Origin of the sequence: Kribbella albertanoniae (assembly GCF_004348455.1) — a bacterium.
In the GTDB taxonomy this organism is placed as follows: domain Bacteria; phylum Actinomycetota; class Actinomycetes; order Propionibacteriales; family Kribbellaceae; genus Kribbella; species Kribbella albertanoniae.
The window spans coordinates 1-12,228 of sequence record NZ_SMKA01000277.1; the positions used below are offsets into that span (position 1 = coordinate 1).

Sequence of the window (12,228 nt, forward strand, 5' to 3'; positions counted from 1 at the left end):
GTGCTGGGGGCGGGGTGGCTAGGCCGTTGCGGATTTGGGTTAGGAGGCGGTGTTCTACTGCTTCCAGTTCGGCTATGCGGGTGCGGATCTCTTGCTCCTCGGCCCGGGCTTCGGTGAGGAGGTGGTCGGCTTCGGCTTTGGCGGTTTGGCGGAGGTGGTCGGCGGTGCGTTGGCTGGCGCTGAGGACGCTGAGTTCGTAGCGGCGGAGTTCGCCAGACAGGTCGCCCGGGTCGCGCTGGGCTTCGAACAACGCTGCGGCTGGTTGGGGGATGGCGTCGGGGAGGGTGTCTTCGAGGGCGGCGATCTGCTGGTCGACGCGGGTGAACAGGTCGGCGACGTCGGTACGCATCTGGCGGATGGTGGTCGCCGCCGCCTGGACGCGTTCGTTGGCCTCGCGTTCGCGTTCGCGGGCGGTTCGTTCGGCCGAGGTGATCACGTCGAGGGCAACCACCGCGGCCCGCTCAGCCGGGTCGTCCGGCGCGTGCGCGCCACCAGTTGCCGGTACGACGCCTGGGCCAGCAGCACCGGGAGCCGCAGCGGCCGCCAGGTCAGCGGAACCAGGCGCCGCGGCGGCGGAGAGGTCGGCTGCGTCTTCGTCGGTCATGGCGACGGTGCGGCGAAGCGGGACCTCGCGGATGAAGAGCACCGCGAGCAGGCTGACGACTGCCGACGCGGCCGCGATGATGAAGATCCGCCCGGTCGCGTCACCGTAGGCGCGCCGAACGATCTCCGCGACCGGTGCAGGCAACGCATTCACGTCCAGCACCGAACCACCACCGGAGCTGGGCGGTGGTGCGCCGACGGCCGCGAGGTTGCGGGTGATCAGGTCGGTGACCCGGTTCGCCAGGACCGCGCCGAGGACGGAGACGCCCACCGCGCCGCCGAGGCTGCGGAAGAACGTGACGGTCGCACTCGATGCACCGACCTGGCTGACATCGACGGTGTTCTGTACGGCGAGCACCAGGTTCTGCATCATCATGCCCATGCCGATTCCCATGGCGAGCATCCCGAGACCGACGTACCAATAGGCACTCTCGTGGTCGATCGTGCCGAGCAGCCCGAGCCCAGCGGTGAGGAACAGTCCGCCGATCACCAGGTACCGCTTCCACTTTCCGTAACGCGTGATCAGCTGACCCGACCCGACCGATCCGAAGAACGACCCGAGCATCATCGGGATCGTCAGCAGACCGGCTTCGGTCGCGCTGTACCCGCGCGCAACCTGGAAGTACTGCCCCAAGAACACCGCGCTACCGAACATCGCGATCCCGACCGCCAGGCTGGCCAGGATCGCCAACGCCGTCGTCCGTTCCCGAACAACCGCGACCGGGACGAGCGGGTCACGCGCGTGAGTTTCGACGATGACCGCCAGGATGCCGAGCAACGCCGTACCGCCGAGGTAGGCACCGGTCTGCCACGACCACCATGCGAAGTGCTGCCCGGCGAACGACACCCAGATCAGCGGCAGGCTGGCTGCGCCGGCGATCAGTACGGCGCCGAGGTAGTCGAGCCGGATCGGGCGCTTGAGCACCGGCAACGTCAGGTACCGCTGCAGCACGATCATGCTCACGACCGCCAACGGCACGCACACGTAGAAACACCAGCGCCACCCGAGCCACGAGGTGTCGACGATGACGCCACCAACCAGCGGACCGGACACAGTCGCGACCGCCATCACCGCACCCATGTAGCCGGAGTACCGGCCGCGGTCGCGGGGTGGGATCGCAGCACCGATGATCGCCTGGGCCAACGCCATCAACCCGCCCATCGCAAGCCCCTGCAGGACGCGGGCACCGATCAGGAACGGCACGTTGTGTGCCATACCGGCCAGCGCCGAGCCGACCACGAACATGATGATCGCGAGCTGCACCAGCAGCTTCTTGTTCATCAGGTCGGACAGCTTGCCCCAGACCGGCGTCGACACGGTCATCGCGAGCAGGCTCGCGGTGACCACCCAGGTGTACTGCGTCTGCGAGCCCTCGAGGTCCGCGATGATCGTCGGCAACGCGTTGCTGACGATGGTCGAGCTGAGCACGGCGGTGAAGAGCGCCGCGAGCAGACCGACGAGGATCTCCAAGATCTGCCGATGGGTGAGCTCAGAGTCCGCAGGGGCTGGTACGGCGGCCGGCGCGTACTGGGACCGGTAGCGAGTGATCGGGGCCGTTGCCTCGGTCCGGGTGGCTGACATCGGGTTCCGTTCGTCCGCGGGGTCGCTTCGGCCGGGGGCAGTGGATCAGCACTGTCCCCCGGGGCGGAAAGCGGCCGGCGTTTCCTCACCCAGCCAGGTATTTGGTTGCAACTACCAACGATAAACCCGCAGCGTCAGCAACTCGTCACCGGGAGTCCATCAGCCCTTTTGAGACGACCCCTGCCCCGGATGGCGTTTGCCACGTACGATCCGGTGCTTGTCGGGTCAACGACAACAAGCCACCCCGGCGGTGCTGTCAGGGCCCGCCGGGGTACCTCTTCAGCGGAAGGCCGCGGCCACGGCGTCGAGGCAGTCCGGTGACTGTCCTGCCCGCGTCACCAACTGGCCGGGCACACTCATCGGCGGCGCGATCGGTCCCATCCAGACCGGCCCCTCGGGCGGTTCGCACGCAGCCCCGTAGACGACCGTCCAGGCCGGCGTACCGACCGACATCTCGACCACCACGTCCTCGAGGTTGTGCACCGGCCGGCCGAGGACAGGTTCGAACCCGGCCTCCCGGCAGGCCGCGACCACCTGGTCCTGCAGCGACGCATCCGGCGGCAACCGCAACGGCAGCTCTGCCAGGTCAGCCAGCTTCACGCCGTCCTCGGACCGGTACGCCGCCGGTGCCAGCACCGAGAGTGGTTCACGCCAGAGCTCGACCGCGATCAGGTCCGCCGCAGCCACCTCGCCGCGCACGAACGCCAGATCGAGTTCGCCCGTCCGCAACGCCGCCAGATGCTCATCCCGCACGCCCGTAACCAGCGTCACCTCGCCTTCGCTCGCGAGTACGGCGATGCCGCGCTCAAGGCGATCCCGCGTCCCCGGCGCTGTTCCGATCCGGATCAGCGAGCCGCGACCGGACAGAAGTTCCACAGCAACCTCCGTGGTGCGATCGGCCGCCGCCAGCACCGCGCGAGCTTCACGCAGCAGGCGCTCGCCGTCGTTCGTCAGCCGGACGTGCCGCGACGACCGGTCGAGCAGCAGCAGACCGAACTCACGTTCCAGCCGGGCCACCTGCTGACTGACCGCCGGCTGCACGATCCCGAGCCGCTCGGCCGCCTTGCCGAAGTGCAGTTCCTCGGCGACCGTCACGAAGTACCGCAGTTGCCGCAGCTCCATCGGCCACCCCCGGCGATCACGATTCCTTATTGCTGTACAGCGTAGTTGGGTCTGGGTCGACGGACCCGCAGGTCCTTGACTGGTGGACATGAGAATCGGACTGTGGATCGACGAAGAAGGCCTCCGGATCGACCAGGTCGGAGCGGCCGCGAAAGCGGCTGAGGACAACGGCATCGACCGGATCTGGTTCAGCCAACGGACCGGGTGGGACGCGCTCACGCTGGTCGCCGGAGCGGCGGCGTACACATCGACGATCGGGTTCGCGGTCGGCGTCGTACCGGTGTATCCGCGGCATCCGATCGCCCTCGCGGCACAGGCGCTCAGCGTGCAGGCACTCACCGGCAATCGCTTGCTGCTCGGAGTCGGATCGAGTCACCCGCTGATCATCGAGGGCATGCACGGGCTGTCGATGGAACGTCCGGCCGACTACATGCGCGAGTACGTCGAGGCGCTCGCGGGACTGCTTACCGGCGAACCGTCGGACTATCAGGGCCGGCGGATCACCGCCCGCGGGCAACTAGCGATCGCGGGAGCCGAAGCGCCGCAGGTCATCGTCGCCGCGCTCGGACCGCGGATGCTCGAACTGGCCGGCGAGCTGACGGCCGGTACGACGACCAGCTGGGCCGGGCCGGAGCTGATCGAGTCCTACATCCGGCCCACGATCGACAAGGCAGCGGCCGGGCGACCCCGGCCGGAGGTGATGGCGGCCGCGACGGTTGCTGTCACTGACGATCCGGACGCGACCCGCTCCTGGATCCGAGCACGATTCGGGATGGCCGGGGAGATGCCGTCGTACCGGGCGGTGATGGATCGCGGCGGTGTGGCCGGTCCGGAGGACACCGCCGTACTGGGCGACGAGGCGACGGTTGCGCGGGAGATCGAGCGATTCGCCGCGGCCGGGGCGACCGAGTTCATCCTCTGCCCGGTCGGCACACCCGCAGAGCAGGAAAGGACGATCCGTTTCGCCCACGACTACGCGCGGCAGTCGACGTAAGGGTGCAGCAGGTCTTCCAGGCCGATGCGGTGCAGGAGCTCGGAGCGGACTCGGTCGGCGACTGCGTTGACGACGATCGCGCCGTCGTCGGACGGGTCGTAGCTCGCGCGGAACGGGCGCTTGCCCTTCTCGGTGTCGACCACCGACACGATCAATCGCGCGACCTCGGCGACGTCGGACCACTCCGGCTCCAGCTCCGCCAGTCGCTGACCGACGTGCTCCATCAGACCGGCGTACTTCGTCTCGTACGCCGCAACCACGTCCGTGTCAGCGGGCGAACCGCTGTGCAGGAAGTGGTTCGTGCCATGCGTGAAAGCACCCGGTACGACGATCGTCGTCTCGATCCCGAATCGCGCCAGCTCCAACGCGTAGCTCTGGGCGAGCGCATCCATCCCGGCCTTCGCGGCGAAGTACGGCGCCAAGTACGGCGGGGTGCCGCCACGCGTACTCGAGCTGCCAACCCACACCACCAGCCCGTCCCGCTGAGCCCGCATCACCGGCAGCGCCGCCCGATTGAGTCGCTGGGTACCGACCACGTTCGTGTCGTAGAGATCCAGCACCTGCTCCGGAGTGAACGCCTCGGCCGGCCCAGTCACCATGTGCCCGGCGTTGTGAATCAGTACGTCGATCCGCCGCTCGGCACCGACCACCATGTCCACGGCCTGCTGCACCGAGGTCTCCGAGCTGACGTCCAACTCGACCGGCCGCAACCCCGGCGAGTATGCGGCGGCGTCGGCCGCAGCAGCCGCGTTCCGGCCGGCGAGGTCGCGCATTCCGGCGTACACGGTGTGACCGGCGTCGGTGAGAGCGCGGGCAGTGAGGGCACCGAAGCCACTTGATGCACCGCTGATCAGGACGATCATGCTGCCGAACCTCCGTTGGCGTAGATGACCTGGCCGTTGATCCAGCGCGCGGGGCCGGCCAGGAAGGCGATGATCTCGGCGATGTCGGACGGCTGGCCGAGGCGCTCGAGCGGCGGCTCGGCGGCGATCCGGTCGATCAGTTCCTGCGGCTTGCCGTCGAGGAACAGCGGGGTCGCGGTCGGGCCGGGGGCGACGGCGTTCACGGTGATGTCGCGGCCGCGTAGCTCGCGGGCCAGGATCAGCGTGATCGCCTCGACGCCGCCCTTGCTCGCGGCGTACGCCGAGTAGCCGGGGCGGGCCAGCCGGGTCAGCGAGCTGGAGATGTTGACGATCGCGCCACCGTTGCGGACCCGGCGGCTTGCCTGCTGGTCGACCACGAACGTGCCGCGCAGGTTGGTCCGGATGATGTCGTCGAAGACGTCCAGGTCGAGCTCGGCCAGGGGCGCGAGCGGCATGATGCCGGCCGCGTTGACGATCACGTCGACCCCGCCGAACTCCTGCTCGGCCCGATCGAACAGCGCGGCGACCGCGTTCTCGTCGGCAACATCAGCCTGTACGGCGATCGCCCGGCCACCGTCGGCCTCGACCTCCTTGACCGCCAGTTCGGCGCGGTCCTTGTTCCCGGCGTAGCCGATCACCACCGCGTACCCGTCGCGGCCGAGGCGGGCGGCGGCCTCCCGGCCGATCCCGCTGGATCCGCCGGTCACGATCGCGACCCTGCTGTTCTCACTCATCGTCGTTGCCTTTCGAGACTGTCGTTGCGTGCTGACAGTTCGATCGTGCTCCGGACGATGGATCAAGTCCAACGACTCAAGTCGATAGCAGGATCAATCCTGTTGATGCATCTGCGCACCCAGCGAGGTCCCCGGCGGCTGCTTGAGATGCGTGCTCACCAGCCCGAGCAGCGCCCGCAGGGCCGCGGTCGGCTTCCGCTTCCGCAGGGTCGCCATGTAGAGCGACCACTCGAAGGTCTCGTCCACGATCGGTACGACGCGGATCGCGTCCAGCCCGGCGACGGCGTACTCGGGGAGGATCCCGAGACCGACCCCCTGTGCCAGGAACTGAACGCCGTTCTCGATTCCGAGCGCCTCGACCACCACCTGGCGCTCGATCCCGGCCGCCTCGAAGGTCTGGTCGATCAGCGTCCGCGTCCCGAATCCCGGCGGGAAGTCGACGAACTCCTCGTCGGCGAGGTCCGCCACCCGGACGGATCGCCGCCGAGCCAGCCGGTGGCCGACCGGGACGGCCAGCACCTGCGGCACCCGCAGCAGCTCCCAGGTGGTCAGCTCGCGCGGCACGCTGCCCTGCGGTACGCCAAGAAACCCGACGTCGATATCGCCGTTACGCAACGCGATCATGATCCCGGCGGATCCTTCGGCGTTCACTCTGAGTTGCAGTTCGACATTCGGATAGCGACCCCGGAACTCGGCGGCCGCTGCCGGTAGATCGATCAAACCCAGCCCAGGCAGCAATCCGACCCGCACGGATCCACGCAGGCCGGCTCCGAGTTCGTCGACGACGTCCCGGGCGCCCTGCACGGCATCCATCACCGCGAGCGCCTCGGGCAGCAACGCCGTACCGGCTTCGGTCAGGACCACGCGCTGCGCGTTCCGCTCGAAGAGGGTGACCTTCAAGTCCCGTTCAAGGGCCGCAATCGCAGCACTCACTGCACTTTGGACGACGTGCAGCCGGCGGGCGGCCAGCGTGAAGCTGCGCTCGTGCGCCACTGCCACGAAGTACTCCAGCTGCCGCAGTTCCACTCCGGCAGTGTGTCACTCGGCCGGACGGACCGCCTCGCGGTCTACCCAGACCAGGTGGCCGTGGTGGCTGACCAGGACCTCGTCGGCACGGCGGCCGAGCTCGTGACCGGCGACCCAGCGGCCGCCGACGCGGATCTGGACGTCACCCGTCGTAGGGGCGTCGGTAGGTGCGGAGGAACCTTTGGCCGGGGAAGAGGCGAGAGGCATAGCGACCTGACTTCGTGACAGGGGCGGAGACCGGTGGTGGCAGCGACAAGACTACAACCGCATTGTGACGCGGCGTTAGCTGTAATTCGGATTGATCACGAACAGCAGGCGGTAGCCCCCGAGGAGATGCATAACAGGGCCCGAGTGGGGTAGGAATGAGGTGCAAGGTCCTGACCGTGGTCCAGACATGTGCCGCGCCGTGACTCACGTCGCGAGGTCAGAACATGAACACCACCGCAGTCACCAGCAGCGCCCGCCATCGTGCAGATGAGCGCGACAGCGAGGCGCAGGCCCTGCTGAGCCGCCGGGCCGCCAGCACAGACGAAAACCTTCGCCAGGAGCTGCTCGATCAGGCGATCGAGCTGCATCTCGGCGTTGCCCACAGCATCGCGTCGCGGTTCCGCAACCGGGGCGTCGAGGCCGACGATCTCGACCAGGTCGCGTACCTCGGTCTGGTCAAGGCCGCCCGGAGTTTCGATCCCTCGGCGGGTACGCCGTTCCTCGCGTACGCCGTCCCGACCATCCGCGGCGAGGTGAAACGGTACTTTCGGGACTGCTCCTGGACCGTCCGGATCCCGCGCCGCCTGCAAGAGCTGCAGGGCTCGATCGCCTCGGTCCGCCCGCAGCTGATCCAGGATCTGCACCGGGAGCCGACGCACGCCGAGCTCGCCGCCGAAATAGGGGCCGAAGTCAACGAAGTGGAGGACGCGATCGCCGCCGACGGCTGCTTCTCCGTGCTCTCCCTGGACCGTCCGCTGGACGGTGACTCCGCGACCCGGCTCGGGGAGACGATCGCCGACGAGGACACGGCGTTCGAGCAGACCGAAGCGGTCGCCGTACTGGCGCCTGCCCTGACCATGCTGAAGCCGCGGGAGCGGCGGATTCTGGAGTTGCGGTTCGTCGAGGGGCAGACCCAGGCGGATATCGGGGCCGAGATCGGGGTCAGCCAGATGCAGGTCTCCCGCCTGCTCCGCGGCATCCTCGACCGGCTCCGGGACCGGCTCGAACCCCCTGCGGCAGCCGCCGCTTGAGCCACCGGCCGATCTTCGTGGTGCAGCTGCACGACGCGCGGAGACTGCACTACGACGTTCGGCTGGAGGTGGACGGCGTCCTGAAGTCGTGGGCGGTCCCGCGTGGACCGTCCCTGGATCCGGTGGTGAAGCGGCTCGCGGTCTTCACCACCGATCACGATCTGGAGTACGCGTCGTACGAGGGTGTGCACGCGGACAGCAAGTACGGCAGCGGCGCCGTCATCGTCTGGGATGCCGGCGTCTATACGAACCTGACCCCGGGGAGTGCTGCCGAGGCGATCGAACATGGTCATCTCAAGGTGCGGTTGCACGGGGTGAAACTGGTTGGCGCGTGGGCGTTCACCCGGACCGGAGCGGATTGGCTGCTGGTGAAGGTCCGAGATGAGGACGCCGATCCATCGCGCGATCTGACGGTGACCGAGCCGCGGTCGGTGCTCAGTGGTCTAACCATCGAGGAGATGGCCGCCTCAGGTGGTTAGCCGTCAAGAGACCTGACCGGTTCTGGCCAGCCGTCTACCTTGACCGGTTACAGGGCGCGATTGACACTGCATGCGTAGTTCTGACCTTCCTTGCCGCCCGGAGGACATGAATGCGCAAGATTGCCGTTGCCCTCTCCACCATCGCCCTGACCGCGCTGCTACCGCTGCCGGCCCAAGCGGCGCCACCTCCGATCTGGACGCACAACTCGTCCGACCGGCTGTTCCCCTACGCCACCCGTCCGGCCGGGGCCCCGACCTCGATCGACCTGTACGCCGCGCGCAACGAGACCGAGGCCGCCCAGATCGCGGTCCGTCCGACCGCGTCCACGTCTGGCGTCTCGATCGCCGCGAGCAATCTGACCGGCCCGGGCGGCGCGATCCTCTCGGACATCACGGTACGTCGGGAGTACCTGCACCCGAACGTCTTCCAGGCTCCCGATGCCGAGCGCGAAGGCACCGGTTCTGCCTACTACGACGCGCTGGTCGAGAACACTCCGCGGACCCTGGCCGCCAACGTCACCCAGCCATACCACTACAGCGTGCGCGTCCCCACCGGCGCGACACCCGGGCTCTACACCGGTACGGCGACCGTCCGGAGCAGCGACGGGGATACCGTCGTACCGGTCCGGGTGACCGTCGCGTCGGCCACTCTGCCGCCGACGAACCAGTCGAAGTTCAAGCTGAACAACTGGACGACCTCGGCCGGCTGGGACTACACCGGCACGATCCAGGCGATCCCGCTGCAGTACAACGTGCAGATGTTCGACGAGAACTGGTGGCGGGTGATCGAGGCGATGGCCCGCAACCACGCCAGGCACCGCAACAACGTGGTCTTCGCCGACTTCCAGGCACTGCTGATCCCGAACACGACGATCGATGCTGCTGGCAACTACACGTTCGGCTGGGAAGCCTTCGACCGGTTCATCCAGATCTACCGGGACGCCGGTGCGCTGCAGTGGATCCACACGCCGCACCTGCTGATGACCAGCGACCCCGGGGCCGGTCTGCCGAACCGGCTCGAGATGCTGAAGCGTTCGGCGAACGGATCCACCCAGATGGTCCCGGTGAACTCGGGTTCCGCGGAGGCGACGGCGTACCTGAACAAGTTGTTCCCGGCGCTCAAGCAGCACCTGGACGCCAAGGGTCTGACCGACATCTTCTACATGAGCGCGAACGACGAGACGACGCGGACCGAGGACACCAACGCGGCGAACTGGATGTACGAGATCTACCGCAAGTACTTCCCGAACCCGAAGCTGAACGAGGCCGAACTGGCCGTTCTGAACCCGACCGCGAACGTCACCGCGAACACGCCGATCCTCAACCTGTACGAAGAGAACGTCGGTGTCTTCCAGACCAAGCGCCTGGCCGGCAACGAGCTGTGGATCTACAACTGCATCGGGCCGCGCGGTCCGTACCTGAACCGGTTCCTGATGTCCCATCTGGCGAAGACCCGGCTGACGCCCTTGCTGGCCTGGAAGGCGGACGCGGTCGGCTACCTGCACTGGGGGTGGAACTACTGGTTCGGAACGCTGGGGCAGAAGTTCGACACCTTCGACGGGGCGCAGAACGGGGACAACTTCATCGTCCGTCCGAACGCGCCGGCGTACGACGTCTACGACAGCATTCGTAGTGAGGCGCAGCTGGATGGAGTCGAGGACTACGAGCTGTTCACTCAGCTCGCCGTCTCCAAGCCCGTGCTCGCTCGTGCGTTGGCGAACTCGTTGCTGACGAACTCGTTCACTCTCGACAAGTCGGGGGCTGCGGTCGACGCCGTACATCGTCAGGTCCTGGATGCTTTGGCTTCGGGCGGGCCGGACCAGGTCTACCCGTATTCTGACGATTTCAGTGCTGGATCGCAGTCGTGGCAGGCCAACGCTGGCACGTGGTCGGTGTCGGGTGGTGCTTTGACGCAGACGAACACTGACAACTGGAACTACGTTGCTGGTCTTGAGGGACGCGCGTACGGCGATGTGGCAGCGAGCGTCGATCTGCAGATCCGTGGCGTGAACCCCAATGGTGGCAACACGAACTGGGCCGGGCTGGTGGTGCGCAACCTGAACCCGACCGACTTCGAGAGCGGCTATCTCGTGGCCCAGCGCAACAATGGCGAGGTCTTCGTCTTCAAGGCTGGCGCGACGCTGGGTAAGGCACAGGTCCCCGGATACGCGCCTGGCGCCGTCAACCGGCTGCGCGTCGTTGCACGCGGCAACAAGATTGTCGTGTACGGCGGGACCGGTACGGCGCCGGTGCTGACGGTCACGGACTCGTCGTTCACCGCCGGCGGGGTCGGCCTGGCGAGTGGCGGGGTGAACGTGGCCTTCGACAACGTCCGGCTGAATCCGGAGGTGAACCCGGCCGAAGGTGGTGCGGTATCCGTCTCCTCGTCGTACGACAGTGACGGCTGGCGAGGGATCGCGGCCGTTGACGGTCGCCGTACGTCGGACGCCAGCTCGATGGGATGGACGTCGGCCGCGGCCTTGAGTGCGACCGACGCGCAGACGTTCAAGGTGGATCTCGGTGCTGCTCGCTCACTCGGCCGGGTGGATCTGTATCCGCGGGCGGACGGGGCCAACGTGGGTGTTGGGTTCCCGGTCGACTACGACGTACAGGTGTCAGCTGATGGGGTTAGCTGGACGACCGTTGCCTCGCGAACGAACCAGCCGCGGCCGACCGGCGTACAGTCTGTGGACTTTGCTGCGCAGAACGTGCGGTACGTGCAGGTGATCGGTCGTCGGCTGGCGCAGGATCCGTTCGGTACGTACCGGATGCAGCTGGCCGAGCTCGAGGTTGCCGGTGGCAACTTCGCGGCCGGTCGACCGGTGAGTTCGTCGACCTCGTCGGAGTTCACTGGTGAGGGCTGGCTGCGCGCGAACCTGACCGACGGCGCCCGCCAGTCGCGGCTGTGGAACTCGATGGGGTGGACCAGCGAATCCGTACCTGCCAACTCACCGCAGTGGGTCCGGGTGGACCTGGGCGGGCCTTCTCGTGTTGCGAAGGTCGATCTGTACGCACGGTCCGACGGATCCAACACGGGTGCCGGATTCCCGGTCGACTACGCCATCGAGACCTCGACGGACGGGGTGAACTTCGTGGAGGTCGCGCGCGGGACCGACGTACCGCAGCCGGGGTCAGAGGCCGTGACGCACACCTTCCCGACGACCACAGCCCGGTACGTCCAGGTCCGCGCGACCGAACTCCGAGCGTCCGCTGACACGCGGATGCAGCTCGCCGAACTGGAAGTCCGTTAGAACGTGTCGATATGGATGACCTCGTCGAGTGACTGCCGCGGCGCAGGCTTGAACGTGTCACCCGTGTAATACGCAGTCGGAAGCAGCACGGACTGCCGGATCTCCTCCGGCAGTCCGAGCAGCTCCTGAATCTCCTTCTCATAAACCATGTGCAGCGTCGTCCACGCCGTCCCAAGCCCGCGCGCCCGCGCCGCCAAGCAGTAGCTCCAAGCGGCCGGCAGGATCGACCCCCAAGTCCCCGCCTGATTCCCAGCCGGCAACTTGCTCACCGTGAGGCACGGAATCACCAGCACAGGCACCTGCCCCATCCGCTCCCCCAAGTACGCCACGCTGTCC

11 protein-coding genes are annotated in these 12,228 nt (G+C 67.5%); 4 read left to right on the plus strand and 7 right to left on the minus strand.

Annotation, left to right across the window (positions count from 1 at the left end; translation table 11 throughout):
* Both E1261_RS46985 and E1261_RS37235 read right to left on the minus strand, forming a co-directional pair.
* Positions 1-2,185 (minus strand): MDR family MFS transporter (locus E1261_RS46985; RefSeq protein WP_132414445.1); only part of this gene is annotated, 2,185 nt, incomplete at its 3' end.
* 279 nt (positions 2,186-2,464) lie between these two features.
* Positions 2,465-3,307: a LysR family transcriptional regulator gene (locus E1261_RS37235; protein ID WP_132414446.1), complete on the minus strand. Its 843-nt coding sequence runs from the start codon at positions 3,305-3,307 to the stop codon at positions 2,465-2,467.
* Between the two features lie 88 nt (positions 3,308-3,395).
* Here E1261_RS37235 and E1261_RS37240 point away from each other — a divergent pair, with 88 nt between their 5' ends.
* The gene (locus E1261_RS37240) at positions 3,396-4,301 is read left to right on the plus strand and encodes a TIGR03564 family F420-dependent LLM class oxidoreductase (protein WP_132414447.1); all 906 of its coding nucleotides are present in this window, start codon (positions 3,396-3,398) and stop codon (positions 4,299-4,301) included.
* On the opposite strand, the gene E1261_RS37245 is transcribed toward E1261_RS37240, so the two are convergent.
* The 4 genes from E1261_RS37245 to E1261_RS37260 all read right to left on the minus strand — a co-directional run bounded on the left by E1261_RS37245 (position 4,280) and on the right by E1261_RS37260 (position 7,131).
* On the minus strand, positions 4,280-5,164 hold the full coding sequence (locus E1261_RS37245) for an SDR family oxidoreductase (RefSeq protein WP_132414448.1): 885 nt from the start codon (positions 5,162-5,164) through the stop codon (positions 4,280-4,282). The genes E1261_RS37240 and E1261_RS37245 overlap by 22 nt on opposite strands.
* The gene (locus tag E1261_RS37250) at positions 5,161-5,898 is read right to left on the minus strand and encodes an SDR family oxidoreductase (RefSeq protein WP_132414449.1); all 738 of its coding nucleotides are present in this window, start codon (positions 5,896-5,898) and stop codon (positions 5,161-5,163) included. The genes E1261_RS37245 and E1261_RS37250 overlap by 4 nt, the downstream gene beginning before the upstream one ends.
* A 93-nt stretch (positions 5,899-5,991) precedes the next feature.
* Entirely contained in the window at positions 5,992-6,924 is a 933-nt protein-coding gene (locus E1261_RS37255; protein WP_132414450.1) for a LysR family transcriptional regulator, read from the minus strand.
* 12 nt (positions 6,925-6,936) lie between these two features.
* Entirely contained in the window at positions 6,937-7,131 is a 195-nt protein-coding gene (locus E1261_RS37260) for a hypothetical protein (RefSeq protein WP_238176669.1), read from the minus strand.
* A 224-nt stretch (positions 7,132-7,355) separates the two neighbouring features.
* On the opposite strand from E1261_RS37260, the gene E1261_RS37265 reads away from it, so the two are divergent.
* The 3 genes from E1261_RS37265 (at position 7,356) to E1261_RS37275 (ending at position 11,892) form a co-directional block, all read left to right on the plus strand.
* On the plus strand, positions 7,356-8,162 hold the full coding sequence (locus E1261_RS37265) for a SigB/SigF/SigG family RNA polymerase sigma factor (protein WP_132414451.1): 807 nt from the start codon (positions 7,356-7,358) through the stop codon (positions 8,160-8,162).
* A complete protein-coding gene (locus E1261_RS37270; protein WP_132414452.1) occupies positions 8,159-8,641 on the plus strand; it encodes a DNA polymerase ligase N-terminal domain-containing protein in 483 nt (160 codons plus the stop codon). Before E1261_RS37265 ends, E1261_RS37270 begins: the two co-directional genes overlap by 4 nt.
* Positions 8,642-8,751: 110 nt before the next feature.
* Entirely contained in the window at positions 8,752-11,892 is a 3,141-nt protein-coding gene (locus E1261_RS37275; RefSeq protein WP_132414453.1) for a glycoside hydrolase domain-containing protein, read from the plus strand.
* On the opposite strand, the gene E1261_RS37280 is transcribed toward E1261_RS37275, so the two are convergent.
* A partial coding sequence (locus E1261_RS37280; RefSeq protein WP_132414454.1) for a nitroreductase family protein occupies positions 11,889-12,228 on the minus strand: 340 nt, incomplete at its 5' end. The two genes, E1261_RS37275 and E1261_RS37280, sit on opposite strands and share 4 nt — an antisense overlap.

Bases quoted from the DNA above. Each gene is read 5' to 3' on its own strand.
- E1261_RS37235 (WP_132414446.1), bottom strand. From the start codon at position 3,307: ATGGAGCTGCGGCAACTGCGGTACTTCGTGACGGTCGCCGAGGAACTG.
- E1261_RS37240 (WP_132414447.1), top strand. From the start codon at position 3,396: ATGAGAATCGGACTGTGGATCGACGAAGAAGGCCTCCGGATCGACCAG.
- E1261_RS37245 (WP_132414448.1), bottom strand. From the start codon at position 5,164: ATGATCGTCCTGATCAGCGGTGCATCAAGTGGCTTCGGTGCCCTCACT.
- E1261_RS37250 (WP_132414449.1), bottom strand. From the start codon at position 5,898: ATGAGTGAGAACAGCAGGGTCGCGATCGTGACCGGCGGATCCAGCGGG.
- E1261_RS37260 (WP_238176669.1), bottom strand. From the start codon at position 7,131: ATGCCTCTCGCCTCTTCCCCGGCCAAAGGTTCCTCCGCACCTACCGAC.
- E1261_RS37265 (WP_132414451.1), top strand. From the start codon at position 7,356: ATGAACACCACCGCAGTCACCAGCAGCGCCCGCCATCGTGCAGATGAG.
- E1261_RS37275 (WP_132414453.1), top strand. From the start codon at position 8,752: ATGCGCAAGATTGCCGTTGCCCTCTCCACCATCGCCCTGACCGCGCTG.